This is a genomic window from Tessaracoccus sp. MC1865 (genome assembly GCF_017815535.1).
In the GTDB taxonomy this organism is placed as follows: domain Bacteria; phylum Actinomycetota; class Actinomycetes; order Propionibacteriales; family Propionibacteriaceae; genus Arachnia.
Map to the genome: position 1 here is coordinate 645,909 of NZ_CP072596.1, position 25,291 is coordinate 671,199.

The following is a 25,291-nucleotide window of genomic DNA, read 5'->3' on the forward strand; positions in this document are numbered from 1 at the left end:
ACCGCCTCGCGTGGACCGGCTACAGATCTCACAAGACCAAGCGCTGAGCCTGATCCCGGTCTATCGGGCCATTCAGATCATCTCCTCGGCCGTTTCGCAGCTGACCATCGACGTGGAGCGGAACAAGACCCAGATCACCCCGCCGGCTTGGGTGCGCCAGCCAGACGTCAAGATGACCTCCTCGGCCTTCCTCGAGCTGACGGCGACTTCCCTGGCGGCCACGGGCAACGCTTTCTGGCGGGTGGAGCGCGACAGCGCAGCAGACGCGCCTTCGGCACTGGTGGTGCTCAATCCGCACGAGGTGCACGTCCACGATGACGGCTCCTTTTCCCACCGCGGCCGCGACCTGAAGCCGTGGCGGGTGCGCCACCTGCAGCTGATGCGGGTTCCCGGCCTCAACCGCGGCCTGGGCCCGATCCAGGCGTGCTCTGCGGACCTGCGCGGCGCCGTCGACCAGCGCGACTACGCCACCGAATGGTTCGACACCGGCACGGTCCCCAACGGCGTTCTGTCCTCGGACCAGCACATCACCGCGGATCAGGCCAAGGGCATGAAGGAACGCTGGGTCAGCTCCGTCAATGGCCGCGAGCCCGTCGTGCTGGGGCAGGGGATGGCCTACCACCCGCTGCTGCTGTCACCAAAGGACTCGCAGTTCTTGGAGACCCGCCAGTTCTCCGTCACTGACATCGCCCGCCTGTTCGGCATCCCGGCCCACCTGATGCATGCAGTGGTCCAGGGCGGCTCCATGACCTACATGTCGGGTCAGGCCGCTGACCTGTCGTTCGTGCGCTGGACGCTCATGTCGTACCTGCGCGAGATCGAGGAAGCCGTCACCGCGCTGCTTCCCCGAGGCCAGAAGGCCCGTTTCAATGTCAACGCGATCCTGCGACCCGCCACGAAGGAGCGCTACGAGGCGCACCGCATCGCGCTGGAGACCGGGTTCCTGACCGTCAACGAGGTCCGCCAGATCGAGGACCGTGACCCCCTGTCCGACGAGGAGCTCAAGGCGGCCGTCCTTTCCCGCCCGGGCTCCTCGTCCTCGTCGTCCGCACCCAAGGAGCCTGCATGACCGACCAGTTGGAGCTACGCGAGTTCGAAGTCCGCCTCGCCGAACCCGACGACAGCGGCAAGCGCGAGTTCACCGGCATCGCCGTCCCGTGGGACACCGTGGCCAACATCGCCGGCCTCTACGAGGAGCGCATCGCCCGCGGCGCTGTCGTCGACTCTGACGACGCGAAGGTCTGGTGGCGCCATGAGGAGCCGGTTGGCCGGATCACCGCCTCGCACGACACCGACGAGGGGTGGGAGATCACTGGGGTCTTGTCGCGGACCCCGCGAGGTGACGAGGCCTACACGCTGCTGCGCGACGGCGTCGTTGACCGCCTGTCCATCGGCTTCACGCCGATCGAGCACACCGACGAAACCCACGACGACGGTTCCATCACCAGAACCCGAACCAAGATCCGAGTCCGCGAGGTCTCGATCGTCCCGCTGCCGGCCTACTCCGGCGCGGCAATCACCCAGGTCCGAGAGGCCCGAACCGAAGGAGAAACACCCATGGGCGACATGCTCACCCGGGCGGACCTGGACGAGGTCCGCAACAACATGGAGGAGATGGAGCGCGAACTCAAGCTCGCCATCACCGAAGCCACCGCCGCACCCGAGCCGCAGGGTGACCTGTTCCGCTCGTTCGGCGAGTACGTCAAGGCCCTGGCCTCCGACGACGACCGAGCCAAGCGCGCCTATGCCGGCGCCGTCTCCGGTGACTTCGTGGCCAAGGATGGCTGGGTTGGTGACGTCATCAACCTCGGCGCCGAGAAGCAGCGCATCACCAAGCTCTTCCGCCACACCAAGGACCTCCCGGCCGAGGGCAACAACGTGGAGTACGGCGTGCTGAAGGCCGACACCACCGACGTTGACGTCCAGACGGCCGAAGGTGCCGACCTGGTCTACGGCAAGCTGGAGATCGGCACCGCCACCGCCCCGGTCAAGACCCTGGGTGGCTGGACCGAGCTGACCCGCCAGAGCATCGAGCGCACCTCGGTGGGCGTGCTGGACTTCACCTTCCGCGCCCTGTACCTCAAGTACGCCCGCGCCGTGGAAGCCCTCACCCGCGCCACCCTCACGGCCGCCTACAACGACGCCACCGCCACCGCGCTGGACAGCGTGACGGCCGACTTCTCCACCCAGGACGGCGTGGTCGCCGGCCTCATCGAACTGGTGGAGCACTTCGAGGACAACGACGCGAACCTCAGCGGCCTCCTGGTCGCCAAGGATGCGTTCCTCGACCTGCTGGCAGTCCCGGCCACCGACCGCATCCTGCAGATCACCCAGGCACCGGAGGACAAGGTCGGCACCGTCACGGTCACCTCGCTCGAGGGTAACATCGCTGGCCTCAAGGTCAGCCTCTGGCCCAACGCCCCGGCCGGTGCCCAGCTCGCCTACGACTCGCAGGCGATCCGCACCCAGGAAGCCCCCGGCGCCCCGTTCCGCCTGCAGGACGAGAACATCGTCAACCTGTCGAAGGCGTTCTCGGTCTACGGCTACGCCTCCTCCTACGTCCAGGTCCGCCCCGGCCTGGTCAAGATCGCCCCGACCCTCCCCTGATAAGCCATGGACGCCACCAGCCTCGCCGCCTACGTCAACTCCAGCCCCGACGACTCGTTCGTCGTCGAGTGCTGGAATCAGGCGACCGCGCTGGTGGACGCCTACATCGGCACGGCTGAGGTTCCCCACGACGCGGTTTCCCGGGCAACTCTGGAGGTCGCCGCGGAACTGTTCCACCGCCGCCAAGCCCCGGGTGGGATCACCCAGTTCGCCACGATCGATGGGCCCTCACCGGTCCGACTCGCCCGCGATCCGATGTTGGGCGCCTATCCGATCCTTGACCGGTTCCTGCCCGGGGGCTTCGCATGAACACGATGCGTAGCCTCCGGGCGTCGATCAAGACGGCACTGGGCGATGCTGGACTTCCCGTGGAGGATCACCTGCCGGAGCGCATCAGCCCACCGCTGGTGATGCTGGCGGCCGGCTCTCCCTACGTCGAGGCCGGCGACACCTACGGCTCGTTCAACATCCGGTTCACCGTGGTGCTGGTCGCCGCCCAGGGACCGAACGAGGTGGCCACCAGCGCCCTGGACGAGCACGTCACGGCCGCGCTCGTGGCCCTCGACAACCGGGGCATCGCCGTCGAGCGGGTCGACCAGCCCACCATGCTGGCCCACGGCAACACCCACTTCCTGTCCACCACCATCGACGTGCTGCACTCCGGCGTGCACGTCGACGACGGGAGGGCTGATTGATGGGCTCGGTCAGGCTCAAGGGCACCGGACTCTCCCTGCTGGTCGACGGCGTCGACTACTGGGCTGACGCCACCAGCGTGATCATGATCCCCGAGGCCGACGAGAACGACCGCCGCTACAACGACCCCAGGCTGAACAGCTGGTGGTTCGAAGTCGAGGCTGTCCAATCCACCGATCCTGGTTCGTTCTGGAGCTTCCTGTGGGACAACCGGGACAAGTCCGTCCCCTTCGCCTACGCCCCACATGGGAACCCCTACGCCTCGCCAGAGATGCCGCACTTCACCGGCATCGTCGAGGTACCCGGCCCAGCGCCGCTGGGTGGCGCGGCTGGTCGCTCAGTTGAGCACGTCTTCACCACTCGCCTGCGCATCGTCCAAGGGCCCTACCGGGTCACAACCACCTAAAGGAGAAACACCATGGGATCTACCCGCATCCGGGGCACCAAGCTGGCCCTCACCTTCGGAACCCCCGGCACTGACTACTGGGCCGACCACACCAGCGTCGTCCTCGAGAACGAGGAACGCGAAAGCGACGTCGTCACCTTCGAGGACGCAGCCAACGAGGGCGAAGCCCGCCAGTGGTTCTTCACCCTGTCGGCCATCCAGTCGACCGCTACCGGCTCCTTCTGGCGCTACCTGTGGGAGAACACTGGCGAGATCGTCCCGTTCACCTACGCCCCGCACGGCAACGTGACCGCGACGGCCGACGAGCCGCACTTCCTGGGCACCTGCCGGATCGGCCCCAAGCCGTCCATCGGTGGCGAGGCAGGCCGTACCAATACGTTCACCTTCGAGGTCCGCCTGGACGTCGAGACCGGCCCCACCATGGACACCGGCGTCTGATCCTCCATGGCTGTCGCTGACATCAACTTCAAGGCCGACGGGGTGCGCATCAGCATCACCGGGCTCGCCAAGACGTTCCGGGCCCTGGAGGCCTCGGGCGTGGCGGCCGAATCCATGCGTGACCTGATGCACGCCATCGGCCTCATCGTCGTCAGCACAGCACGCCCCGACGCACCCACCCTGTCCGGGGCGCTCGCCGGCACCATCCGAGCCGGCCGGGGCAAGACCAAGGCCGTCATCCGAGCAGGACGGGCGTCCGTCCCCTACGCGGGGGTCCAGCACTACGGCTGGCCCGCCCGCAACATCGCCGCCAAACCGTTCCTGGCCAACGCGGTCCAATCAACCCGGGCCCAGACATTCGCAGCCCTCGACGAGGGAATCGGCGAGCTGCTGCGCAAGCAGGGATTGAAGTGACAGAGGGAGCCGCAGTGAGCACGTGCCAGGGCTGCGCACGACACTACGAGCGCCGGAGCAACGCTCAGAAGTTCTGCAGCATGGAGTGCCGCACGGCTACCTACAGGGGTCGTTACCGGGATGCCAACCGTGAGAGCGCCCGCGCTGTCTATGCAGGCTTCACGCGCCAGGACTGGCGTGACCGCAACCTCCGAATGAAATACGGCATCTCACTCGACGAGTGGGAGGCCATGTTCGAGGCCCAGGGGCGCAAGTGCTTCTTCGGTTGCTCTGAGCATGGCAATCACAACTGGTCGACCGATCACGACCACGAAACAGGGAAGGTGCGAGCCATCCTCTGCGCGAAGCACAACACCATGGTCGGCTACATCGAAAAGAACGCGGCCGACCTGGCCGACGTTCTGCTCTACATCGAAACCCACAAGATCACAGAAGAGGTACACCATGATTGACATCAATCGGTTGACGTTGGGCGAAGTGGCCAAGATCGAAGAACTCTCCGGTCAGCCGATCTCTGCCATCGGCAACGACGACGCACCCAAGGGCCTGGCGCTGGCCGCTCTGGCCTTCGTCGCCAAGCGCCGCGAGGACGCCAACTTCTCGTGGAACGCCGCCCAGAACCTCACCTTCGACGAGGCCCAGGGCATCCTCGGCTTCGGTGAGCAGGAGGCCGAGCAGATCCCTTTGGACGACGCCCCGAAGACCCGTTCCAAGTCGACGACGCCCAAGAGCTGAGGCGCGCTCGGCTGCAGGAGATGGCCAAGTTCGCCGTCCACCTACAGATCCGACCAGCCGAGTACTGGGCGTTGACGTGGGGCGAGCGAGAGGCCCTGATCGCCGAATGGAACGAGACGAACCGGAAGAGGAGGTGACCTGAGCAGTGGCTGGACAGACCATCAACGTCTCCATCCTCGCCGACACCAAGCAGTTCAGCTCCGCGATGCGGAAGCTCAGCGACGAGTCTGGCCTGACCAAGCTCGGCGACGGCTTCAAGAACGCGGGCCAGAAGGTCACCGGGTTCCTGAAATCCGGCATCAAGTGGACCGCTGCCTTCGGTGCCGGCATCGCCGCGCTCGGCCTCAAGGGCGGCTTCGAGCGTGCCCTCAACATCGAGGACGCCCGCGCCCAGCTCGGTGCCCTCGGCCACGACACCGCCAAGATCGACGGCATCATGCAGAACGCGCTGGCGTCGGTGAAGGGGACCGCGTTCGGCCTGGGCGATGCCGCCACCCTCGCCGGGCAGGCAGTCGCCGCAGGCGTGAAGCCCGGGGAGGACCTCGAGCGGCAACTCAAGCTGGTCACCAACACCGCGGCCATGGCCAAGACCGGCATGGGCGAAATGGGCTCCATCTTCCAGAAGGTCTGGACCGCCGGCAAGGTCGGCACGGAGGAGCTCAACCAGCTCGCAGACCGCGGAATCCCGATTTGGTCCAAGCTCGCGGAGCACTACGGCGTCAGCGCCGACGAGCTGCGCAAAATGGTCTCCAGCGGCAAGGTGGACGCCGAGACCTTCGCCGGGGTCCTCGAAACCACAGTCGGCCCCGCGGGCGAGGCTATGGGCAACACCACCCGCGGCGCCTTCAACAACATGATGGCCGCGCTCTCTCGAGCCGGTGAGTCCTTCCTGACCGGGATCTTCCCGCTGTTCAAGGAGGGGATGGGCGGCATCACGGGGCTGTTGGACCAAGCAGCCCCCTACGCAGAGAAGGCCGGTGCCGCGCTGGCCGGCTGGATGACGGACAAGGTCATCCCCGCCATCAAGAACGCCATCCCCGTGGTGCAGGCCTGGATCGCCGAGATGAGAGACCGGCTAGCCCCAGTGATCTCCGATCTCAAGGACCGCTGGGACACGGAGTTTCGCCCCGCGCTCGAGGCAGTGGGGGACTACATCGTCGGCACCATCATTCCTGCCTTCGAGGACTTCGCCGGCTGGCTCGATGAGCACAGGGACAAGATCGCAGCTGCCACGATCGTGGTGGGGGCCTTTGTTGGTGGCCTCATGGCCTTCGACAAAATCGTGGGCATTATCAAGACCTTCACGGGGGTGTTTGGCGCCCTCAATGCGGTCATGGCGGCGAACCCGGTGGGTCTGATTGTGGGGGCCATCGCCGCCCTCGTCGCCGGCCTCGTGTGGTTCTTCACCCAGACCGAAACCGGCAAGCAGGTCTGGGAGACCGTCTGGACGTTCATCAAGGACACCGCGGCCGCCGTCTCGGAGTGGTTCACCACCACTGTGGTGCCAGTGCTCCAAGCCGCCTGGGACGCGATCATGGCCGCTGCAGAGGCCACGGCCGAGTGGTTCAACACGACGGTCGTCCCCTTGCTCCAGGCGGCGTGGGACGCGATCATGGCCGCTGCGGAAGCCTCGGCCGACTGGTACCTGGAGTACGTAGCCCCCATCTTCGACGCAGCCGGCGAGCTTATCGCCGTGGTGGCCCAGAAGTTGTCTGACGCGTGGGAAGTCGCCTGGGGCAAGGTCAAGGAGATCTGGGACGTCATCGGCGAACCGGTCATGTCTGGCATCAGCGTGGTGATCGAAGCCGTCCAGACGTACTGGGGAATCGTGTGGAACACCATCGTCACCGTCCTGAAGGCGGCATGGGACATCATCAAATCCACCGTCGAGACGGCCCTGCAGAACATCGAGAGCGTCATCCGCATCATCACCGCAGCGCTCCAGGGCGACTGGAGCACCGTCTGGTCAGAGGTCCGCGACATCGCATCCAGGACGTGGGAGTGGATCGAGGGCATCGTCGAAACCGCCGTCAACGCGGTCAGGGACGTGGTCACCAACGTCGTGGAGACTCTCCGGGACAAGTGGGAAGCCGCCTGGGACGCTGTGAAGAAGAAGGTTGGTGACGCGTGGGAAGCCATCAGGTCCGCCGTTGAGCGAAAGGGTGAGGAACTGCTGGACTGGTTCCGCGGCCTTCCCGACCGTATCAGGGGCGCGCTGGGGAACCTCGGTTCCATCTTGGCTAACGCCGGCCGCGACCTCATCGACGGGTTCGTTGGCTCCATCAAGGACGGCTTCAACAAGGTCCGCGAGACCCTCGGCAACCTCACAGACCTACTGCCGTCGTGGAAGGGCCCAGCGTCCCGGGACAAGACCATCCTGCGCGACGCCGGCTCCCTGATCATCGAGGGCTTCATCTCCGGCCTAGAGTCCCAGTACGGCAACGTGAAGCGGTCTCTCACGGGGCTCACCCGTGAGGTGTCCTCCACCGCCTTCGAACCGATGTCCGTCGACGTGCGAGGGGGAGCGCGCACCACGTCGGGTGGCGCCAGTGGAGGCAGCTCGGGCCAGGTGACCCACGTCAACCTCGCGGCAGGTGCCATCCAGATCACCACGGCGGCCGGCACGGCTGAGGGCATCCTCGCCGACGTCGCCCGCGAGCTGCCCGCCTTCTTCGCCCAGCGTGCGTAAGGGCCGCACCTGGACCACCGCTCGAGCCCGGCTCATGCTCACTCGTGCGGAGCGGCAAGGCGACCGCACCGCGGCCTCTGAGCCGGGCCTCCCTGTCCTCATCTAGTCCGCAAATAGTCCGCAAGAAGTCCCGAAGTCCGCAACATCAGCCGATATACGCAAGGCCGGCAGCGACGTATTCCACCTAGCCAAAGCCGTTTGACGGGTATCCACCCTTGCCAAACCCGAGGGGCTGACCGCTCTCCTAAAGCGGGTGTCGTTGGTTCGAATCCAACCGGGGTCGCCAATGAAGTCGCATCTTTCGTTGCGCCTGGCGTCGAGAACGCGCGGGGCCACTTGCTCCGGCCAGCTTCCGTCAGGCCCCTGGCCTGCGGTTCTTCTGCAGGAAGCGCGACACCGCGATGGCCAGCTCCGTCGGGTGCGTGAGCACTAGATCGTGCCCCGCCCCCGAGATGCTGACCGTCTGCACGTCAGGGAAGAGTTCCCGGACCCAGGCCTTGGTGTGGCGGAACATCGGCCCGCTGTCGGTCCCGCCGACGTACAACACCGGGGCACCCAGGGAAACGGCCTCGTCCGGCCCGTAGCGCCAGGTCAGGAGGGCCGGGATGTCGCGGCCGAAGAACGCCGCGGCGTCGCGCTCGATCCGTTCAACCGACCCCGGCGCCAGTGCCTCCTGGCGGCGTCGCCACTCCGGCCCGACGAGCATGACCATGAACGCCTCCAGCGCGGCGGCGGCACCCTCGTGCTCGTACACGTCCATCAGCCTGCGGCTCGCCGTGACGAAGTCCGTGGCGGATGGTGCATGCCGGGGTGGCGGCTCGATGGCCACGACCGAGCGGACGGCCGCCGGCGCCAGCGAAGCGAGGTGCAACGCCACTGCCGCCGAGTAGCTCACGCCGATGACGTGGGCGGGCACCGCGTCCAGGTCTTCGAGGACGGCGAGGCAGTCCAGCGCGTCGGATTCAATCATGGCGGGGGCTGTAGCGGTGGTGGTGCTCGACCCGTAGTCACGTCGGTTGAAGGTGATCACCCGGAAATGCTCACGGAGCAGTTCGTGGCGCGAGAACGATGTCGTCTCGTCCACGGACAGCGCGGTCTGCACGACGAGGACCGCCTCTCCCGATCCCTCGGCAGTCACGGCGAGCCTTCCCTCGGGCACCGGAACCCATGAAGTGGTCACCAGACCACTGTGTCACCGGGGAGTGGCATCCACTAGTAGCAGCGGAGGCCGGAACTGCGCTCCCCCCAGCGCAGTCCCGGCCGGTCTTCCCCCCAGCGCAGCGGGCTCAGAGCCCGACTGAATCCGCCCCGTGCTCGGCCTGTGCCTGCGAGAATCCCTCGTAGAGCAACTGGTCCACCAGGCCGGAGCGCGAGAATCCGCCCATCTCCAGGTACGACTTCGCCTTCAGCGCCGCCTGCTCCATCCAGTCGACGGTGACGTTGGCCACCCCGTAGAGGGCCTCCTCGGACGAGAAGCCCTCGTACTCGAGCTGGTCCACCAGACCCGACTCCGAGAAGGCGGTGAACTCGAGGTACGACTCGGCCTTCAGCGCCGCCTGCTCCATCCAGTCCGCGCCGATCGCGTCAGCGGCGAACTCCGCGTCCGCAGTGGAGAAGCCCTCGTACTCGAGCTGGCCGATCAACCCGGTGCGCGAGAACGGGGCGAAGCTGATGTAGTTCTCGGCGCTGACGACCGCCTGGCCCTGAGTGACGCTGAGGCCCGGATCCGCCGGTTCCTCCACCACGGGCTCTTCTGCCACGGGCACCGCCGCCGTCGTCTCCGGGGCGGCTTCCGCTGTGGTCTCAGGTGCTGCTGCCTCCGTGGTGGCTGCCACCGGGGTGGTTTCCTGGAGCGGCTCCGCGGTGGTCTCCTCCGCCGGTGCGGCAGACGTGGCCTCCGCCGTGGCGCTGGCGCTGGCCAGGGGCGCGGCCTGCTCGGTGTCGTCGCCGCCCTTGGGCAGGATGGCGATGAGGCCGATGAGCGCGACCACCGGGATGATGATGCGCTTCTTCGTGTACCAGGGCCGCCGCGCTGCGGCCGTGGTCTGGGTGGCCTGCGCCGCCGGGTCTGCCCACTGCGTCCCGTCCCAGTACCGGGACGAGCCGTCCGGCTGGGTGTACCAGCCGGCTGGATGCTGCTGTGTCATGTTGGTTCCCCCAATGACGATTGATGTGTACGTCATTGACGCTAGAGAGGGGGTCTGACAAAAATGGGGACCGAAGGAAGATCAGTCGGTCAGTTCGCCGCGCACCAGGGAGTCGCCGGAGTGCGTGGGGGCGTCGTCGAACAGCTCGCGGGAGATGTCGACGATGGTGTAGCCCTCGTCCAACAGTCGCTGCGTCACAGGGAAGCGCTGCTCTCCGTCGGGCTCCAGGATGCCCACCGACACCATGCGCTGGAGGTCTTCGTTGATCAGCCAGACCTCGAAGTAGTCGGCTTTCTTCGCGTCGAACACCGGTGCCTCCACCACAAGGACCAGACCGTCGCCGCCGTCGACCAGGCGGGCGGCGGCAGGCGTGGCGTCGTCGGCGAGGGGGGCGAGTTCTGCGGAGGCCACGGTCACCGGGGCCGCGTCCCGTGACGGGAGCTCGAGCAGTGTGCCGAGGCCGACGCCGACCAGGAGGCAGGCGGCAGCCGCCAGTACCCAGGGCCATGACCGGGAACGCAGGCCGGACGTGGTGGTGCCGGCGGAAGCCGGTGCGTCGGAGGCCTCGAGGACGCGCGCCCGCAGCCGTGGGGGCGGTGTCGCTGCCAAGCTGGGCGAACCCTGCGCGTCCCTGACCAGCTGCGCGCCCAGACGGAGATCCGCCACGGCCGAGGTGCAGCGGGGGCACGACGCAAGGTGGGCCGCGTACTGATCCCTTGTTGCATCCTCGGCTAGCGCCAGGGAGAGCAACTGGTCGTTCTCGAGGTGGGTCGTCACGATTGGCTCTCCTTCCAGGCGTCCTTCACGATCAACAAGCCCCGTCGGATGTGGCTCTTCACGGTGCCGACGGGCATCTGCAACCTGTCGGCGATCTCCGCGTGCGTCAGGCCATCGTAGAAGGCCAACTGCAACACTTTCCGCTTCGGATCGCCCATGGCGTCCAGTACTGCGGTGACGAGGAGGCGGTCGTCGGCGGGCTGCTCTGTGGTGTCCTCCGTGCTGCTGTAGCGGCGGGCCTCGTCCACCCGGCGGTTGTGGCGGGCGCGGGATTCCCAATGGTCCGCCACCCGCCGTCGGGCGATCACCAGCAACCAGGCGGGCAATGCCGTCTCACCGGGAACCAGCGCTGACCTGCTCGACCAGGCGGAGGCGAAGACCTGCTGGGTGACGTCTTCGGCATCTGCATCCGGGGGTGCCACCTTCCGCCGGACGAAGCCGTGGATCAGCGGCGCCCACCGGTCGTACATCGCCGCGAAGGCCTCTCGTGAGCCCGCGGCGACATCCCGGCTGAGCATCGCAACGTCATCGGAGTCCACACAGAGAGCCTAGGTCAAGAAACGGGAACGGCGCGGGCGATCACGTTGTTCTGGTACCCGCCACGGTCACGGAGATAGGGGCCTCCGCACGTGACCAGGTTGAGGTGGTGCGCCCCGGTGCGGGCGAACAGTTGCGCAAGGTCGAGTTCGGCGCGCGGCACGGAGTCAACCGACTCCACGCGGTAGGCATGCTCAACGCCTGCTGCGTCGAGCACGACGATGACCTCACCGGGGGCCAGCCTGCGAAGGTCCGCCAGTGGTCCGATGCCCAGTTCCTTCGAGTCGACGTGGGCCGCGATCACGGTGGCGCCCTGAGCGTCGCCGGGGGCCGGACCGAAGCGGTACCAGCCGGCCTCTGCGGGATCGGGCGGCAGGGCCATCAGGCCGATGTCGTCGACGCCCTGAGGTGAGAGCGGCATGTCGATCTTCAGGGAGGGGATCATCATCCGGGTGGGTGACGGCCGGGTGGTGGCAGCCGCGAGTCCTGCCGAACTTGTGCCGACCTGATCAGCCGGCGTGGAGGCAGGCGTGGGGGCTGAGGTCGGCGGGGCGGGGGACTGCGGGGGAGACGTGTTGGGCGCTTCCCGTGAAACGGCTGGGGTCGGGGCCGGGGCCGGGGACGAGGTCGCGAGGGCCGGCGCGGTGGAGGGCGGTGCCTCCTGGGCGACCGGCCCGCCGCAGGCGGTGATCGCCGTGAGGGCGATCACCGCTGCGACTCCGAAGGCGGGGCGCCGTCGGTCAGGGCTCATGACGGTCAGTTGACCAGGGCGCGCCTGCGCACCAGCACCACACCGGTGCCCGCCGCCAGGAGTGCTGCCACGGCGAGGAGGGCGGCGGAGTTGGCGGCGTCCGCAGCGGCGGCCTGTCCACCGGTGCCGCCGGGAACGCCGCCGGGGGCGCTGTGGAGACCGTCGATCACCTGGACGGCGAGCCCCAGGTTGGCGTCGGCCGCACTGCCCCAGGCGTAGACGATGGTGTTGGCGCCCTCAGCGATGTTCACATCCGCCGGGCCGATCGCCACGGTGTCGGTGCCGGTGAGCACCACGTCGGCAGACACGGTGCCGGCCGCGAGGTCGGCCTTCATCTCGTCAGGGTTGGCGAGGTTGCTGAAGGCCACGGTGCCGTTGGCGCGCACGTCGACGGCAGGTGCCGCTGCGGTGTGGCGGACGGTGAGGCGTCCTTCTCCGGCGGCGGTGGCGGAGACGTCGTTGACGAAGGGCGTGAGGATGGGCTTGCCGTCGGCGTCGAGGTGGGCTACGACGGTGATGTTGGCGCCCCCGGGAACGGTGACGTCGTTGGCCTCGATGGCGGCCTCCCCGTCGGCACCGGCACCGGCGGCGGTGACCTTGAGGTCGTAGGAACCGGCCGGCAACTGCACGGCGTCGGTGAGGGTGCCGGGCGCGAAGTTGGTCAGGAGGGAGTTGCCGTTGGCGTAGACGTCCACCGTGAGGCCGGGCACGCCGTGGAGGATGTGGACGGTTGCTTCGTGCTCGTCTGCGGCTGCCATGTTCGGGGCAACCGCGCAGGCCAGTGCCAGCGGCAGCGCCGCGGCGAAGATTCGTGCTCGCATGATGGGTCCTTTCGGTCCGGGCCCTGAGGCCGGCGCAGCGCGGCTTTCGCGCTACTGCCCCCTTAGTCCGCCTGGGACCGGTCCGTGGATGCACCTTGTTCAATGTTTTTTTAAGGTTGGTCTGATCGCTGCCCATGGAGGGGCACCCCGGAGATTAATCCCAAACCTTGGTAGTAATATCTCCGGCATGCAAGATATCTCGCTCAGCCCCAAGTCCAGCTGCGGTTGCGGCGGCCACGACCAAGCCCTCCCGGAGCTCGACGCCCGCACCATCCCGCACGCCATCCGCCACGCCGCCATCCACGGCGTCGTCGACTCGTTGCAGCCCGGCACCGCTTTCGTGCTCGTCGCACCGCACGATCCGATCCCGCTCATCGCCCAGATCCAGCAGCGTCACGGGCAGGACGTCGCCGTCAGCTACGTGCAGCAGGGCCCCGACGCCTGGAAGCTCAAGCTCGCGCGCTCCTGATCGTGACAACCTCGGGTACAGCTGACCGGACGTCCCGGGCCACACGGGACATCGGTCAGCGCACGAAGAACTGGCGGGTGGCGATGGTCGCCCTCGCCGGTTTTTCGCTGTTGGCGGGGCTCAACGCCGGGCTGTTGCGGCTCGGCGTCTGGGCGCCCGTTGATTCAGACCGGCTGGCAGACCTCCACGGCCCGGTCATGGTGCTCGGCTTCATGGGGACCCTCATCTCCCTGGAGCGGGCGCAGGCGCTGCGGCAGGCGTGGGCCTATCTCGCCCCCGCGCTCTTCGGCCTGGGGTCGGTCACCCTGCTCGTCGGCGCCCCCATCGGGTTGGGCAAACTCCTCCTCTTCGACGGCGGCCTGGCCTTCCTCGCGCTCACCATCGCGCTGTGGCTGCGCGCCCCGCTCTCGCTGGTGGCCGCACAGGCCTTCGGCGCGCTGTTCGTCGCGCTCTTCACAGGCCTGTGGCTGGTGGCGGAGATCGCCCCGTTGCTGCCGCTGCTCGCCGCCTTCCTCATCATCACCATCGCTTCAGAGCGCGCCGAACTTGCCCAGCTCACCATGGGCCGCCGCGCCATCCCCACCCTGCTCGCCCTCGGCACGCTGATCGGCGGTGGCGCCGCCCTCAGCCTGGTCTTCCCCGACACCGGTGCCCGGATCGTCGGCCTCGGCTGCCTGCTCACCGCGCTGTGGCTGTTCCGCGACGACGTGGGCCGCCGCTTCGTGCGCAGCACCGGGCTCCGGCGGTTCAACGCCGCCTCGCTGCTGGCCGGCAACCTGTGGCTCGCCGTCGCCGGCGTCGTGTGGCTCGTCGTCGGCCAGCCCACCTCCAGCGGCACCTACGACGCCGTCATCCACGGGGTCTTCCTGGGCTTCGGGCTGGCCATGATCATGGCGCACGCCCCCATCATCTTCCCGGCCGTCATCGGGCGGCCGCTCCCGTATCGTTCGTCCATGTGGGCCCCGCTCGTCGTGCTCAACGTGGGCATGGTCCTGCGCCTCAGCGGGGGGCTGGCGGGCATCCAACCCCTCTACCGAACCGGAGGCATCCTCACCGTGCTGGCACTCCTGATCTTCGCCGTGACCGTCGTGGTGTCGGTGGTGCGTTCATGAGGGGGCGCCGGTCGCTGCGCGACTTCACCCTGCTGGTCTGGCTGGTCGGCGCCGTCGTCATCGCGCTGGTGCATCGCTGGGTGCCCGAATCCACCTGGCTGATGGTGCACCTCGTCGGGCTCGGCGCCATCACCCACTCGGTCATGGTGTGGAGCGCCCACTTCACCGCAGCCCTGCTCAAGACCCGGCCGGACGACAAAGCCAGGAAGGTCGCCGACGTTCGGTTGGGCCTCCTGGCCGTGGGCGCGCTGGCGGTGTTCGTCGGGGTGCCGACCACGCAGTGGTGGCTGGTGCTCATCGGCGCGGTGGCCGTGTCGACGGCGGTGCTGTGGCACGCCTGGACCCTCATCCGCGACCTGAAGCGCGCGCTTCCCGGGCGCTTCCGCATCAGCATCCGCTACTACGTGGTGGCCGCGCTCTGCGTGCCGGTAGGAGCCGGCTTCGGCGCTGCGCTCGCCTGGGGCCTGGGCGACCGCTGGCACGCCAACCTCCTCGTCGCCCACACCATGACGATGATCCTGGGCTGGGTGGGTTTGACGCTGGTGGGCACCCTCGTCACCTTCTGGCCGACGGTGCTGCGCACCCGGATGGACGACCGCGCGGAGCGCCTCGCCCGTCAGACGCTGCCCATCCTGCTGGGCGGTCTGGCTGTGATCATCGCCGGCTCGCTGACGGGGCTGCGGCCCGTCGCCGCCGTCGGCATCGCGGGATACGCCGTGGGGCTCCTGTGGTTCGGTCGCTGCCTCGTGGCCCCCACCAGGAAGCGGCCCCCGCGCGAGTTCGCCTCCGCGTCGATCCTGGCTGCCTGCGTCTGGGCGTGCGTCGCGCTGGTCGCCACGGCCGTGCACGTCTGGCGCGCCGACGACATCGCGCTCGCCACGGACTACCCGCTGCTCGCCGGCATCTGGGTGGTGGGCTTCCTCCTGCAACTGGTCACCGGTGCGCTGAGCTACCTCCTGCCGTCGGTGCTCGGCGGCGGCCCGCGCGTGGTGCGGGCGGGCGCTGCCTACTTCGACCGCTGGGCCACCGCCCGGCTGGTCGTCATCAACGGCGGCCTGCTGCTGTTCCTGATGCCGCTGCCCAGCTGGGTGAAGGTGACGGTCTCCAGCGCCGTGCTGGTGGCGTTGGCGCTGTTCATCCCGCTGATGGTGCTGGGCATCCGGGCGTCGGTGAAGGAGAAGAGGGCCGCCATGGCCGGCCTCGAACCCTCGCTGCCCGCAGAGCGGCCCAACGCGCTGACCGGCAGCGGCCTGGTGGCCGGCGTCGCCGCGCTGGCCGTCGTGGTCTCGCTCGGGTTCGGAATGGACCCCGGAGCGGCCGGCATCGTCACCCCGGGCACCACGACGCAGGCGGTGGCGCCCACCGGCGAGACCGTCCGCGTGGCGGTCACCGCGCACGACATGCGCTTCGAACCCGCCAGCATCCAGGTGGACCCGGGCGACCGGGTCATCATCGAGCTCACCAACCTGGACGACACCAACGTGCACGACCTCATGGTGGGCGACGTCCGCAGCCCAAGGCTCGCCGCCGGGGAGAGGGCGGAGCTGGACCTGGGCGTGGTCGGGCAGAGCATCGAAGGTTGGTGCACCGTCGTCGGCCACCGGCAGATGGGGATGACGTTCGACGTCGTCGTCGGCGACACTGCACCCGAGCCGGCCTCCACTTCCGGAGGCGGGCACGCCGTTCACCAACCCGCCGCGGGCAATCCCGAGGCCGAGTTGGGCCACATCGTCGACCCCGTCGCACCAGAGCTGACAGACGAAACCGTCCGCCGCTACGAGTTCCGCGTCACGGAGGAACCCCTCGAGGTGGCCCCCGGGCTGTGGCAGCGCAGGTGGACATTCAACGGGCAGAGCGTCGGCCCCACCCTGCGGGGCACGGTGGGCGACACCTTCGAGATCACCCTCATCAACGACGGCACGATGGGCCACTCGATCGATTTCCACGCCGGCGCGGTCGCGCCCGATGCGCCGATGCGGACCATCGCGCCCGGCGAGAGCCTCGTGTACCGCTTCACGGCGGAGCGGGCGGGAGCCTGGCTCTACCACTGCTCCACCATGCCCATGAGCGCGCACATCGCCGCCGGCATGCACGGCGCCGTGATCATCGAGCCGGAGGAGGGCTGGCCCGCGGTGGACCGTGAGTACGTGGTGGTCCAGTCGGAGGTCTTCGCCGACGACGCCGCCACCGCAGACGAGGCCACCGAGATCAACCCGGACCGCGTGCTCGCCGAGCAGCCGGACCGGGTGGTGTTCAACGGCATCGCCAACCAGTACGACCAGCGGCAGTTCGAGGCGAAGGTGGGGGAGAAGGTGCGCTTCTTCGTGGTCGACGCCGGGCCCAACCGGGCGTCGAGCTTCCACATCGTGGGCGGCCAGTTCGACACCGTCTACCGCGAGGGTGGCTACCTGCTGCGCGACGGCGAGGACGCCTTCGGCAACACCGGAGGCGGGGCCCAGGCGTTGGCGCTCCAGCCGGCCGAGGGCGGTTTCGTGGAGATCACCTTCAACGAGGCGGGGCACTACCCGGTGGTCAGCCACATCATGGTCGACGCGGAGCGCGGCGCCCACGGCATCGTCGAGGTCACGGACTGAAGACGCATCCGAACTCCACGCTTTCAGGCTGCCGAGAGCTCGGTGTCGTCGGCCAGCGACTCGCCGGCGACAGCGGGGACGCCGCCCAGGTCCACGAGGAAGCCACCCGGGAACTCCTCCGACAACAGATCAGCCAACCGGCGCGCGGTGCGTGAGCGGGCGTCGCGTTCGGCGTCGGCCGACACCGGCTCCAGCGGGTCCGTGCCGTGCAGCATCGCGCCCAGGTGATCGTCAAGGATGGGATGGCCGCCGAGCGCGTCCATGTCGCCGAAGACGTCGAGTTCCGCACGCACCACCTCAACGGCCGGCAGGAGCGTCTCGGGGTTCGAGGTCAGCAGGGTGGCGCGGGTGCCCAAGGCGGGGAAGGTGGCCTCGTAGGGGAGCAGCGACATGGTGGTGTCCGTTCTGTTCGTCGGTGTATACAACCAAACCGGAGCTTTCTGTGCACATCCTGTGAGGCGTCTGGCAGGTCGGTGTGACCGGTTCCACTGCGCGATCTGGCCCCACGGGGGGCACCTGAAGGTGAGCAATCCGAGGTCGCCGGTTAGGATCGATGCGTTACCTAGGAAGGGAATCGTCGTGTCCGAAGCCGGCCTGCAGGCAGCACGCCAGAAGATGATGGATGCCGGGGTACCCACTCCGGCCATTGAGGTGTTCACGCGCTTCTACCATCTGCTCGAATCCGGTGAGACCGGTGTCATCCGAGAGGACACGATCGAGCCACTGCTCGACCCGCCGATGCTGGCGGACGTGGACATCACCGACGCCGAGGCCCGCGACGCCATCGGCAAGACGGTCATCATCAAGCTCAACGGTGGCCTCGGCACCTCCATGGGCCTCGACAAGGCCAAGACCCTCCTCCCCGTGCGCGACGGGCTCAACTTCCTGGACCTCATCGTCCGCCAGGTGCTCGCCGCTCGCGAGCGCTACGACGCGCGCCTCCCGCTGCTCCTGATGAACTCGTTCCGCACCGACGACGACACGCTGATGCACCTGAGCCGCTACCCCGAACTCCCCGTCGAGGAACTGCCGCTGAGCTTCGTGCAGAACCAGGAGCCGAAGCTCCGCGCCGAGGACCTCACGCCGGTGTCATGGCCCGCAGACCCGTCGCTCGAATGGTGCCCGCCCGGCCACGGCGACCTGTACCCGGCGCTGGAGGGCTCCGGCGTGCTCGACGCGCTGCTCGCGGCCGGCTTCCGCTACGCCTGCGTCTCCAACGGCGACAACCTGGGCGCGGCCCCGAACGCCACCATCGCCGGCTGGTTCGCCAAGTCCGGCGCCCCCTACGCCGCAGAGCTGTGCCGCCGAACCATCAACGACAAGAAGGGCGGCCACCTCGCCGTCCGCAAGGCCGACGGGCAGCTGATCCTGCGCGACACCGCGCAGACCGCGCCGGAGGAGATGGACTTCTTCACCGACGAGCACCGTCATCCGTTCTTCCACACCAACAACCTCTGGTTCGACCTGCAGGTCCTGAAGAACACCCTCGTCGAGCGCGGATCGGTGCTCGGGCTGCCCCTCATCCGCAACGAGAAGACGGTGGACCCGACGGATTCGTCGTCCACACCGGTCATCCAGGTGGAGTCCGCCATGGGCGCCGCGATCGAGGTGTTCGAGGGCGCCACCGCCATCTGCGTCGGCCGCGACCGCTTCCTCCCGGTCAAGACCACCAACGAACTGCTGTTGCTCCGCTCGGACGTCTACAACCTGACCGACGAGGGCAAGCTCATCGCCTGCACGGATGCCTCGCCGGAGATCAACCTGGACTCGCGCTACTACAAGACGGTGCAGAAGTTCGCCGAGCGCATCCCGTCGGCGCCGTCGCTGCGCAAAGCGAGGTCGTTCCGGGTGGAGGGCGACTACACCTTCGGCTCCGGCGTCGTCGTCACGGGCGACGTCACCCTGGCGGATCCGGGCGACAGCCGCACGGTCGCGGACGGTGCCCGGCTTGACGGCTGACCCGCTCGCGCGTGCCCTCGCCCTGGCGCTGACGGGGGAGGAACTCCCCGTCGGGTCCGTCGGTACGCTGGCCGACGAGTTGACCGGGCTCGGTTTCACCCCTGAGCGGCTGTCCGAGCTTCGTCACGAGGCCCAGGCGGCGGAGCGCGTCTGGCCGTTCCCGGTGCCGCTGGACGTGCGCCGCGAGGTGGGCTTCTCTCGCTTCGACGCGGCGCTGGCCACCGCCCGCCAGCAGTTGGGTCTCACCGGTCTGGTCGCGAGCCGGCCTGCGGAGCGGCCCCTGAACCGCGACGAACAACGCCTCGTCCAGGACCGTCCGCCGCACTGGTGAGCTTGACGGGACATGAAAAGGGGCGCCTCCCGTGGGAGGTGCCCCTTCGTGTTCCTCGAGATCAGAGGGTGCGGGCGCGGATGGCGTCGCGGATCTCCTCCAGCAGTTCCTCGGACTTGGTGAGGGTGGGCGCCTCTGCGGACGAGCGGTCGAAGCGCTCCTTGGCCTTCGTGTAGGGCAGCACCACGCCGAAGTAGACCACCGCGGCGATGATGACGAACGCCAGCAGGGCGGTCAGGAAGGCGCCGACGGACACGCCGCCCGGCTTGAAGTTCGAGAAATCGGGCGTGCCGCCCAGGAGGCCCAGCACGTCCATGAACATCGCGGTGAACGACTCGACGACGGTGGCGAACGCGGCGCCGATGACAAAGGCGATGGCCAACTCGATGAGGTTGCCACGCATCAGGAATTCTTTGAAGCCCTTCATAGCTCTTCAGACTTTCTGTATTACCGCCGGAGCGGGGTCTGTCACGACGCGCGACTGTCGCGTCGTCGGACCGTGGTCCGGGATGACTCTAGCGAGGTACCGGTGCACCCACAACAGCGATGGCCTCACCCGGGCGCGCCACCCAGCACGATGCGCAGGCCGCCGTCCTGCCCCAGCGCGGCCACCATGGGGGCCTCGGACGTGGGTACGTCCACGAGAATCATCGGCCCGGAAGCGGCTGTGGCAGTGGCCAACGGTGAGCCTCCGGAGGGCGGGGTGGCCAACACGGCCACCCGTGCGTCGGTGGTGAGGATCTCCACCTCGTCGTAGCCCGTGGCGATCAGGGAGATCCGGTCACCGGGGTTCAGCAGTGAGCGGAGGTTGTCGTCGCGCAGGACGATGGGGACCAGGGCCCGACCAGGCTCGGTGTTGTGGCTGGCGGCCAACATGCCGGGCTGGAGGACGGTGCCCCCGCCCAGGGAGACTGCGGTGCTGCGGCCCACCAGGGCGTCGGCCTCAGTGAGGGCGCCGTCGGGCACGGAATGCGATGGCAGATGGGCGAGGCTCACGTCCGAGGCCGTCAGCACGTGGCCCGCCGGCAGGTCCGCCGAGATCACGACGGCGGGCTCAGTGGGCCCCTCCGCAGGCGCGAGGGAATTGCCCAACATCAGGACGGCCGCCGCGGCGAGTACTGCGCCCACCGCGCGGCGGTGCCAGGACACCCGTTGGGCGATGAGATCGAGGAGGCGCTTCATGCCTCCACTGTGGCCGGTTGGACCATCGATCCACCGTTATCCACAGGTGTGAGTGCGCGTCAGGCGGACTTGGCCTCGACCTTGGCGGCCGGCTTGGCCTCGGTCTTCGCGGGCTCCGCCGCCTTGGCTGCAGGCTTCGAGGAGCTGCGGTTGTCCGTCTTGTAGAAGCCGGAGCCCTTGAACACGACGCCGACGGCGCTGAACACCTTGCGCAGGCTGCCTTCGCACTCGGGGCATACGGAGAGCGCGTCGTCGGTGAACTTCTGCACGACCTCGAGGTCGGTGCCACAGTTGGTGCAGCGGTACTGATAGGTGGGCATTGACTTCCTCCGTAGAGACAACCGCCCGCCATGATAGTTCAGCGGTCAACGATGACCCAACCGAGCTCAGTGGCGTAGCCATCCATGGACACGTCGTGGGGGAGCACTGGCACGCTGTCGACGACCTCCTCGGACCTCGCGAGCGCCACCAGCAGGACGTTCGGGCGTCGTCGGCTCAGCGCCCGGTCGTACCAGCCCCCGCCCGTCCCGAGCCGCGATCCGTCGCGCCCGACGGCGAGGCAGGGGAGGAGCACGAGGTCAGCCTCAGCGATGGCCTCCGCGCCCAGCCCCGGGCCTGGCGGGTGCGGGATGGCTCCCCAGCCGGGAACCAGCGCGTCCCAGCCGGGGAAGACCGCCCAGTCGGGTGAGTGGGTGAGCCGCGGCACCAGCACGCTCCAGCCCAGCGCCAGCAGCCCGTCGATGATCGCTCGTGTGCCAGGTTCACCGGGCCGCGACACGTAGACAGCCGCCGTCCCCACCGGCAACTCCGCGACGGCGGCGAGCACGTGCCGGGCCAGCTCCGCGTCCGCGCGGCGCCAGCCCGCCTCCGGGACAGCCCTCCGGGCGGCCGACACGTCCTGGCGCAGCGCGTCCTTCCGGAGCTGTTCGGGCATTGGCATATCGTAAGGGCCATGGCCTGGTTTGGACGCAAGAAAGAGGACCCCGTCGTCGAGGAGATCCCCGAAGAGCCGCGGCTCCCGGAGGCCCCTGCCCTGAACGCCTCAGGGCTGCGCAGCGTCGCAGACCACACCGCCTATCTGCTCGGCCTCGTGGAGCCGCTCGAGCCGTTCGGTACCCCGTTGCTGGAAGCCTGGGATCAGGTGATGTGCGAGGACATCGACTCGATGATCAACGTGCCGCCCAACTCCACCGCCAAGGTGGCCGGGTACGCGGTGCGCGCGGCGGATCTCGTCGACGACCAGGGACACCTGGCCGAGCCCCTGCAGATCGCCGAGGCCACCGTCGAGCGGTTGCCCGAGGGCGCGGCTGTTGTGGTGGCCGCCGGTGACGTGCTGCCGCGCGGCGCCAACGCTGTGCTGCCCGCGACCTTCGCCACGCTGGAGGACAACCGTGCGCACCTCATCGAGAAGGTCACGGAGGGTGAGTACGTACGCGCCGCCGGCGAGCATCTGAGCGTCGGCACCCGCCTCCTCAGCGAGGGCGAGGTCCTCGACGACCGCGCCATGGGCCTCCTGGCGGGGGCCGGCATCGACAAGGTGATGGTGCGGCCCCGGCCGCGCGTCGTGGTCGTCAGCTCTGGCGAGCATCTCGTGGACCCAGGCGCCACCATGTCGCACGGTGACGCGACGGACGCCAACTCCTACATGATCTCCGCCGCGGCCCGCGCCGCCGGAGCCACGGTGTTCCGCGTGGCCGTGCACTCCAATGACCCCGAAGCGCTCCGCAACGCCATCACGGACCAGCTCATCCGGGCAGATCTGGTCATCTCGACGACCGGTGGGCGCCGCGAGGACTACGAGGCCGTCGTCGATGTCATGAACGATCTCGGCCTGGTGGATTCCGTCGACGTGGCCATGTCGCCGGGCCGCACCCAGACGTTCGGCCTGATCGGCGAGGACAACGAGCGGGTGCCCATGCTGATGCTGCCTGGCAACCCGGTGAGCGCCTATGTGTCGTTCCACGTCTTCGCGCGGCCGCTGATCCGCCGCCTGATGGGCGCGCGCACCGAACACCGGGCCTTCCGCGCCATCACCCGCACCATGCTGCGGTCCATGCACGGCACCATGCACCTCCTGCGGGGCCGGGTGCAGCTCGACGGCAGCATCCGCTACGTCGAACAGGTCTCGCTGCCCCACGCACTGGGGGAGCTGACGGAGTCGAACGCCCTGATCCTGCTCGACGAGTCGCTCGAGTCGGTGAAGGCCGGCCAGGCCGTCAAGGTGTGGTTGTTCGACGAAGAGGACTGAGCCCCGGCGGTCGTCTGCAGCCTGCGCCGCGTACAGGCGCGAACATGAAGAGACACCCTTCCACGCCTGGCGCGTGATGTACGCCAGGTCCGTCAGGTTGTTGAACGCCCAACCGGACTCGCGGGCGAACTGCCCGTTCTTGACGAGCACGCTGGAGCCGCGCAATCTCGTTAGAATCAATATCGCGACGCGCCGCGGCCGAGCGGTCGAATTACGGGGATGTTGTTAACGTATGGGCATGCTCGCCGGGATCATCATCGCTGTTGTCGTCTGCGCCGGCCTTGCGTTCGCTCTTCCCTGGGTGAGCGCGCAGCGGCCCTCTGACCTCGAGCTCGAGGGCGACCCCACTGAGCGATTCGCAGACTCCATGCGTATCCTGCGCCGGGACGTGGAGGATTTCGTCGAGGACGAGAACCTCGCCTCGGTGTCCACCCCCTTCACCCGGCGGGCCGAGTTGAACGAACTCCGCCTCATCGCGCGCCAGGCCGCCCGGCGACGCCTCACCGTCGTCGTCGTGCTCCTCGGCGCACTGGTCATCCTCACAGTGCTGGCCGCGTCGAACATCGTCGCGTGGTGGACGCTCTCAGTGCCCGGGGGACTGTTGGTCGCGTTCCTGTGCGTGGCCCGGCTCACCGTCGTCGCGATGCACCGCAGCCTCGACCGTCGGGCAGCGGCCGTCAACGGCGGCTTCGACGAGCACGAGGACACCACCACCATCGACATCGGCCAGCCGGAATCGGAGAGCACCGAGATCTCCATCGAGCTCACCATGCCCACCACGATGGGTGCGTTGTGGGATCCCATTCCCGTGACGCCGGCCACCTACGTGTCGCAGCCGCTGCTTCCGCGCACCGTGCGAACCATCGACCTGTCCGCGCCCGTTGCGGCCACCTCGCCCCTGGTGCCGACGGCGGACAACCCCGCGGCCCCGGTCGAGGAGGGCGAGGCCACCATCACGGCGTCGGGCGGCGCGGCGAGCATCGCCGAGTTCCGCCCCCGCGCGGTCGGCGAGTGACGCTGGTCACGGGCGAGAGCCCCGTGGGCACCCCAACTTGGAGCGATTCCCGACGCGGTGCTAAAGTTGTCGATGCTCTGGGGCTATGGCGCAGTTGGTAGCGCGTCTCGTTCGCAATGAGAAGGCCGGGGGTTCGAATCCCCCTAGCTCCACCAGACACATGCCCCGCTCCGGCGGGGCATTCTGCTTCTCCGGGACGATGCTCGAAATTCGCAGGGAGCTATCTGCCACATCGCCCTCTGTAGCGCCGATGTGGTAGAAATCTCCCTCCTATTTCTGGAGACTCAACTCTGGTCGGCGAGTAGTTCGACTTCCGCCGTGGCGCTCTGCTTGATCGTGCGGCCGACGGAGCACAGTCGGTCGACTGCCTTCACCGCACGCTCCACCAGCGCCGTCTGCTTCTCGGTGTCGATCTCCGACATGTCCACCACAACTGTGCTGCGGATCGCGGAGTAGCGGTTCTCGCCTTGCACCCCCTTCACATGGGCGACTCGTTGGGGGACCGCAACCCGCACGACGGTGAGGTGCCCCTCCGCGATGTCGAGGTTCAGGGCTTCAGCATGGACGTGACGACGGTGACCAACGAGGCGTTCGCCGCCTTCGTGGCCGACACCGGGTACGTCACGGATGCCGAGCGTTTCGGCTTCTCCGCTGTCTTCCACCTCGCGGTCCAGGCCCCGGAGGCAGACCTGATGGGTTCACCGGCCGGCCTGCCGTGGTGGCGGGGGGTCCGCGGCGCCGACTGGCGCCACCCCGGCGGTGCCCTGACGGACATCGCGGACCTTCTCGACCACCCGGTCGTGCATGTCAGCTGGCACGACTCCATGGCGTACTGCACCTGGGCCGGCCGACGGCTCCCGACGGAGGCCGAGTGGGAGTACGCCGCACGCGGAGGTCTTGCCCGCCGGAAGTACCCCTGGGGTGATGCCGCGGTCGACGACAGGGGCTGGCGGGCCAACATCTTCCAGGGTGCGTTCCCCGTCGACAACACGTGCGAGGACGGCTTCCTCACCACCGCACCGGCAGGGCACTTCGAACCCAACGGGTTCGGGCTCCACCAGATGATCGGCAACGTGTGGGAGTGGTGCGCGGACTGGTTCCATCCGGAGACCTACCAACACGACCGTCGTCGCGACCCGCATGGGCCACCGCAGGGCACGCAGCGAGTCATGCGCGGTGGCAGTTACCTATGTCACGACAGCTACTGCAACAGGTACCGTAAATCGGCACGCTCCCAGAACACCCCGGACTCGTCCATGGGCAACGCGGGCTTCCGGACGGTAGCGACCAGTCACTGAACCTTCAGCGGGGCGGAAGCAGGCGCGGTGATCGACGCGGCCCCCTCGCGGGTCTCAGCCCTGCGACA

General features: G+C 68.3%; 30 protein-coding genes and 1 tRNA gene. 19 read left to right on the forward strand and 12 right to left on the reverse strand.

Features of this window, described 5'->3' with window-relative positions:
- The first annotated feature begins 10 nt into the window (after window positions 1-10).
- From J7D54_RS02760 to J7D54_RS02805, 10 genes are all read left to right on the forward strand, one after another.
- Window positions 11-1,069, forward strand: coding sequence for a phage portal protein (locus J7D54_RS02760; RefSeq protein WP_182762331.1), 1,059 nt, complete (start codon window positions 11-13; stop codon window positions 1,067-1,069).
- Window positions 1,066-2,607, forward strand: coding sequence for an HK97 family phage prohead protease (locus tag J7D54_RS02765; RefSeq protein WP_182762329.1), 1,542 nt, complete (start codon window positions 1,066-1,068; stop codon window positions 2,605-2,607). The genes J7D54_RS02760 and J7D54_RS02765 overlap by 4 nt, the downstream gene beginning before the upstream one ends.
- Before the next feature lie 6 nt (window positions 2,608-2,613).
- Complete coding sequence (locus J7D54_RS02770) at window positions 2,614-2,916, forward strand: hypothetical protein (RefSeq protein ID WP_182762328.1); 303 nt, start codon at window positions 2,614-2,616, stop codon at window positions 2,914-2,916.
- Complete coding sequence (locus tag J7D54_RS02775; RefSeq protein ID WP_182762326.1) at window positions 2,913-3,302, forward strand: hypothetical protein; 390 nt, start codon at window positions 2,913-2,915, stop codon at window positions 3,300-3,302. The genes J7D54_RS02770 and J7D54_RS02775 overlap by 4 nt, the downstream gene beginning before the upstream one ends.
- Window positions 3,302-3,706: a hypothetical protein gene (locus J7D54_RS02780; protein WP_182762324.1), complete on the forward strand. Its 405-nt coding sequence runs from the start codon at window positions 3,302-3,304 to the stop codon at window positions 3,704-3,706. The genes J7D54_RS02775 and J7D54_RS02780 overlap by 1 nt, the downstream gene beginning before the upstream one ends.
- 12 nt (window positions 3,707-3,718) lie before the next feature.
- On the forward strand, window positions 3,719-4,144 hold the full coding sequence (locus J7D54_RS02785; protein ID WP_182762322.1) for a hypothetical protein: 426 nt from the start codon (window positions 3,719-3,721) through the stop codon (window positions 4,142-4,144).
- 6 nt (window positions 4,145-4,150) lie between these two features.
- Window positions 4,151-4,558 (forward strand): hypothetical protein, encoded by a 408-nt coding sequence (locus J7D54_RS02790; RefSeq protein ID WP_182762320.1) that lies wholly within the window; start codon window positions 4,151-4,153, stop codon window positions 4,556-4,558.
- An 80-nt stretch (window positions 4,559-4,638) separates the two neighbouring features.
- Entirely contained in the window at window positions 4,639-5,010 is a 372-nt protein-coding gene (locus tag J7D54_RS02795) for an endonuclease domain-containing protein (RefSeq protein WP_182762318.1), read from the forward strand.
- A complete protein-coding gene (locus J7D54_RS02800) occupies window positions 5,003-5,293 on the forward strand; it encodes a hypothetical protein (protein WP_182762316.1) in 291 nt (96 codons plus the stop codon). The genes J7D54_RS02795 and J7D54_RS02800 overlap by 8 nt, the downstream gene beginning before the upstream one ends.
- Window positions 5,294-5,438: 145 nt before the next feature.
- Complete coding sequence (locus tag J7D54_RS02805; RefSeq protein ID WP_182762314.1) at window positions 5,439-7,982, forward strand: tape measure protein; 2,544 nt, start codon at window positions 5,439-5,441, stop codon at window positions 7,980-7,982.
- Window positions 7,983-8,337: 355 nt separating this feature from the next.
- Here J7D54_RS02805 and J7D54_RS02810 read toward each other — a convergent pair whose 3' ends face one another.
- The 6 genes from J7D54_RS02810 to J7D54_RS02835 form a co-directional block, all read right to left on the reverse strand.
- A complete protein-coding gene (locus J7D54_RS02810) occupies window positions 8,338-9,162 on the reverse strand; it encodes an alpha/beta fold hydrolase (RefSeq protein ID WP_182762312.1) in 825 nt (274 codons plus the stop codon).
- A gap of 106 nt (window positions 9,163-9,268) precedes the next feature.
- Window positions 9,269-10,165: an Ltp family lipoprotein gene (locus J7D54_RS02815; protein WP_209455194.1), complete on the reverse strand. Its 897-nt coding sequence runs from the start codon at window positions 10,163-10,165 to the stop codon at window positions 9,269-9,271.
- A gap of 45 nt (window positions 10,166-10,210) precedes the next feature.
- A complete protein-coding gene (locus tag J7D54_RS02820) occupies window positions 10,211-10,906 on the reverse strand; it encodes an anti-sigma factor (protein ID WP_182762310.1) in 696 nt (231 codons plus the stop codon).
- Window positions 10,903-11,445 (reverse strand): RNA polymerase sigma factor, encoded by a 543-nt coding sequence (locus J7D54_RS02825; RefSeq protein WP_182762308.1) that lies wholly within the window; start codon window positions 11,443-11,445, stop codon window positions 10,903-10,905. The genes J7D54_RS02820 and J7D54_RS02825 overlap by 4 nt, the downstream gene beginning before the upstream one ends.
- A gap of 14 nt (window positions 11,446-11,459) precedes the next feature.
- On the reverse strand, window positions 11,460-12,194 hold the full coding sequence (locus J7D54_RS02830; RefSeq protein WP_182762306.1) for a class F sortase: 735 nt from the start codon (window positions 12,192-12,194) through the stop codon (window positions 11,460-11,462).
- Between the two features lie 5 nt (window positions 12,195-12,199).
- Entirely contained in the window at window positions 12,200-13,015 is an 816-nt protein-coding gene (locus tag J7D54_RS02835) for a DUF4397 domain-containing protein (RefSeq protein ID WP_182762304.1), read from the reverse strand.
- Between the two features lie 187 nt (window positions 13,016-13,202).
- Between J7D54_RS02835 and J7D54_RS02840 the strand changes: the two genes are divergently transcribed.
- The 3 genes from J7D54_RS02840 (at window position 13,203) to J7D54_RS02850 (ending at window position 17,190) form a co-directional block, all read left to right on the forward strand.
- Window positions 13,203-13,484, forward strand: a complete 282-nt coding sequence (locus tag J7D54_RS02840; RefSeq protein ID WP_182762302.1) for a DUF2249 domain-containing protein — start codon at window positions 13,203-13,205, stop codon at window positions 13,482-13,484.
- An 83-nt stretch (window positions 13,485-13,567) separates the two neighbouring features.
- The gene (locus tag J7D54_RS02845) at window positions 13,568-14,596 is read left to right on the forward strand and encodes a hypothetical protein (protein WP_182763323.1); all 1,029 of its coding nucleotides are present in this window, start codon (window positions 13,568-13,570) and stop codon (window positions 14,594-14,596) included.
- On the forward strand, window positions 14,593-17,190 hold the full coding sequence (locus J7D54_RS02850) for a multicopper oxidase domain-containing protein (RefSeq protein ID WP_182762300.1): 2,598 nt from the start codon (window positions 14,593-14,595) through the stop codon (window positions 17,188-17,190). The genes J7D54_RS02845 and J7D54_RS02850 overlap by 4 nt, the downstream gene beginning before the upstream one ends.
- Before the next feature lie 23 nt (window positions 17,191-17,213).
- Here J7D54_RS02850 and J7D54_RS02855 read toward each other — a convergent pair whose 3' ends face one another.
- Window positions 17,214-17,582, reverse strand: coding sequence for a hypothetical protein (locus tag J7D54_RS02855; RefSeq protein ID WP_182762299.1), 369 nt, complete (start codon window positions 17,580-17,582; stop codon window positions 17,214-17,216).
- A gap of 187 nt (window positions 17,583-17,769) precedes the next feature.
- Here J7D54_RS02855 and J7D54_RS02860 point away from each other — a divergent pair, with 187 nt between their 5' ends.
- Complete coding sequence (locus tag J7D54_RS02860) at window positions 17,770-19,149, forward strand: UTP--glucose-1-phosphate uridylyltransferase (protein ID WP_182762297.1); 1,380 nt, start codon at window positions 17,770-17,772, stop codon at window positions 19,147-19,149.
- On the forward strand, window positions 19,139-19,480 hold the full coding sequence (locus J7D54_RS02865; RefSeq protein WP_182762295.1) for a hypothetical protein: 342 nt from the start codon (window positions 19,139-19,141) through the stop codon (window positions 19,478-19,480). The genes J7D54_RS02860 and J7D54_RS02865 overlap by 11 nt, the downstream gene beginning before the upstream one ends.
- Window positions 19,481-19,541: 61 nt before the next feature.
- Here J7D54_RS02865 and mscL read toward each other — a convergent pair whose 3' ends face one another.
- From mscL to J7D54_RS02885, 4 genes are all read right to left on the reverse strand, one after another.
- The gene (gene mscL / locus J7D54_RS02870; protein ID WP_182762293.1) at window positions 19,542-19,907 is read right to left on the reverse strand and encodes a large conductance mechanosensitive channel protein MscL; all 366 of its coding nucleotides are present in this window, start codon (window positions 19,905-19,907) and stop codon (window positions 19,542-19,544) included.
- Window positions 19,908-20,032: 125 nt separating this feature from the next.
- Window positions 20,033-20,662 (reverse strand): SAF domain-containing protein, encoded by a 630-nt coding sequence (locus J7D54_RS02875; RefSeq protein ID WP_182762291.1) that lies wholly within the window; start codon window positions 20,660-20,662, stop codon window positions 20,033-20,035.
- A gap of 59 nt (window positions 20,663-20,721) precedes the next feature.
- A complete protein-coding gene (locus J7D54_RS02880; RefSeq protein ID WP_182762290.1) occupies window positions 20,722-20,982 on the reverse strand; it encodes an FmdB family zinc ribbon protein in 261 nt (86 codons plus the stop codon).
- A gap of 38 nt (window positions 20,983-21,020) precedes the next feature.
- Complete coding sequence (locus J7D54_RS02885; protein WP_182762288.1) at window positions 21,021-21,596, reverse strand: 5-formyltetrahydrofolate cyclo-ligase; 576 nt, start codon at window positions 21,594-21,596, stop codon at window positions 21,021-21,023.
- A gap of 18 nt (window positions 21,597-21,614) precedes the next feature.
- On the opposite strand from J7D54_RS02885, the gene glp reads away from it, so the two are divergent.
- The 3 genes from glp to J7D54_RS02900 all read left to right on the forward strand — a co-directional run bounded on the left by glp (window position 21,615) and on the right by J7D54_RS02900 (window position 24,080).
- Entirely contained in the window at window positions 21,615-22,910 is a 1,296-nt protein-coding gene (glp, locus tag J7D54_RS02890) for a gephyrin-like molybdotransferase Glp (protein WP_182762285.1), read from the forward strand.
- Between the two features lie 238 nt (window positions 22,911-23,148).
- Entirely contained in the window at window positions 23,149-23,925 is a 777-nt protein-coding gene (locus tag J7D54_RS02895) for a hypothetical protein (RefSeq protein ID WP_182762283.1), read from the forward strand.
- Window positions 23,926-24,004: 79 nt separating this feature from the next.
- A tRNA-Ala gene (locus J7D54_RS02900) sits at window positions 24,005-24,080 on the forward strand.
- Window positions 24,081-24,209: 129 nt separating this feature from the next.
- Here the strand turns inward: J7D54_RS02900 and J7D54_RS02905 are convergent.
- Window positions 24,210-24,407, reverse strand: a complete 198-nt coding sequence (locus J7D54_RS02905) for a hypothetical protein (protein WP_182762282.1) — start codon at window positions 24,405-24,407, stop codon at window positions 24,210-24,212.
- Here J7D54_RS02905 and J7D54_RS02910 point away from each other — a divergent pair, their 5' ends adjacent.
- Window positions 24,408-25,223 (forward strand): formylglycine-generating enzyme family protein, encoded by an 816-nt coding sequence (locus tag J7D54_RS02910; RefSeq protein WP_182762280.1) that lies wholly within the window; start codon window positions 24,408-24,410, stop codon window positions 25,221-25,223. It abuts the gene before it with no gap.
- Window positions 25,224-25,291 lie beyond the last annotated feature (68 nt).

What these genes read in the sequence shown, in the direction of transcription:
- J7D54_RS02785 (WP_182762322.1), top strand. Translation starts at nt 3,719, where the DNA reads ATGGGATCTACCCGCATCCGGGGCACCAAGCTGGCCCTCACCTTCGGA.
- J7D54_RS02795 (WP_182762318.1), top strand. Translation starts at nt 4,639, where the DNA reads ATGGAGTGCCGCACGGCTACCTACAGGGGTCGTTACCGGGATGCCAAC.
- J7D54_RS02775 (WP_182762326.1), top strand. Translation starts at nt 2,913, where the DNA reads ATGAACACGATGCGTAGCCTCCGGGCGTCGATCAAGACGGCACTGGGC.
- J7D54_RS02830 (WP_182762306.1), bottom strand. Translation starts at nt 12,194, where the DNA reads ATGAGCCCTGACCGACGGCGCCCCGCCTTCGGAGTCGCAGCGGTGATC.
- J7D54_RS02880 (WP_182762290.1), bottom strand. Translation starts at nt 20,982, where the DNA reads ATGCCCACCTATCAGTACCGCTGCACCAACTGTGGCACCGACCTCGAG.
- J7D54_RS02885 (WP_182762288.1), bottom strand. Translation starts at nt 21,596, where the DNA reads ATGCCCGAACAGCTCCGGAAGGACGCGCTGCGCCAGGACGTGTCGGCC.
- J7D54_RS02815 (WP_209455194.1), bottom strand. Translation starts at nt 10,165, where the DNA reads ATGACGTACACATCAATCGTCATTGGGGGAACCAACATGACACAGCAG.
- J7D54_RS02875 (WP_182762291.1), bottom strand. Translation starts at nt 20,662, where the DNA reads ATGAAGCGCCTCCTCGATCTCATCGCCCAACGGGTGTCCTGGCACCGC.
- J7D54_RS02840 (WP_182762302.1), top strand. Translation starts at nt 13,203, where the DNA reads ATGCAAGATATCTCGCTCAGCCCCAAGTCCAGCTGCGGTTGCGGCGGC.
- J7D54_RS02855 (WP_182762299.1), bottom strand. Translation starts at nt 17,582, where the DNA reads ATGTCGCTGCTCCCCTACGAGGCCACCTTCCCCGCCTTGGGCACCCGC.
- J7D54_RS02895 (WP_182762283.1), top strand. Translation starts at nt 23,149, where the DNA reads ATGCTCGCCGGGATCATCATCGCTGTTGTCGTCTGCGCCGGCCTTGCG.
- J7D54_RS02765 (WP_182762329.1), top strand. Translation starts at nt 1,066, where the DNA reads ATGACCGACCAGTTGGAGCTACGCGAGTTCGAAGTCCGCCTCGCCGAA.
- J7D54_RS02910 (WP_182762280.1), top strand. Translation starts at nt 24,408, where the DNA reads ATGGGCGACTCGTTGGGGGACCGCAACCCGCACGACGGTGAGGTGCCC.
- J7D54_RS02850 (WP_182762300.1), top strand. Translation starts at nt 14,593, where the DNA reads ATGAGGGGGCGCCGGTCGCTGCGCGACTTCACCCTGCTGGTCTGGCTG.
- glp (WP_182762285.1), top strand. Translation starts at nt 21,615, where the DNA reads ATGGCCTGGTTTGGACGCAAGAAAGAGGACCCCGTCGTCGAGGAGATC.
- mscL (WP_182762293.1), bottom strand. Translation starts at nt 19,907, where the DNA reads ATGAAGGGCTTCAAAGAATTCCTGATGCGTGGCAACCTCATCGAGTTG.
- J7D54_RS02770 (WP_182762328.1), top strand. Translation starts at nt 2,614, where the DNA reads ATGGACGCCACCAGCCTCGCCGCCTACGTCAACTCCAGCCCCGACGAC.
- J7D54_RS02790 (WP_182762320.1), top strand. Translation starts at nt 4,151, where the DNA reads ATGGCTGTCGCTGACATCAACTTCAAGGCCGACGGGGTGCGCATCAGC.
- J7D54_RS02800 (WP_182762316.1), top strand. Translation starts at nt 5,003, where the DNA reads ATGATTGACATCAATCGGTTGACGTTGGGCGAAGTGGCCAAGATCGAA.
- J7D54_RS02845 (WP_182763323.1), top strand. Translation starts at nt 13,568, where the DNA reads ATGGTCGCCCTCGCCGGTTTTTCGCTGTTGGCGGGGCTCAACGCCGGG.
- J7D54_RS02780 (WP_182762324.1), top strand. Translation starts at nt 3,302, where the DNA reads ATGGGCTCGGTCAGGCTCAAGGGCACCGGACTCTCCCTGCTGGTCGAC.
- J7D54_RS02835 (WP_182762304.1), bottom strand. Translation starts at nt 13,015, where the DNA reads ATGCGAGCACGAATCTTCGCCGCGGCGCTGCCGCTGGCACTGGCCTGC.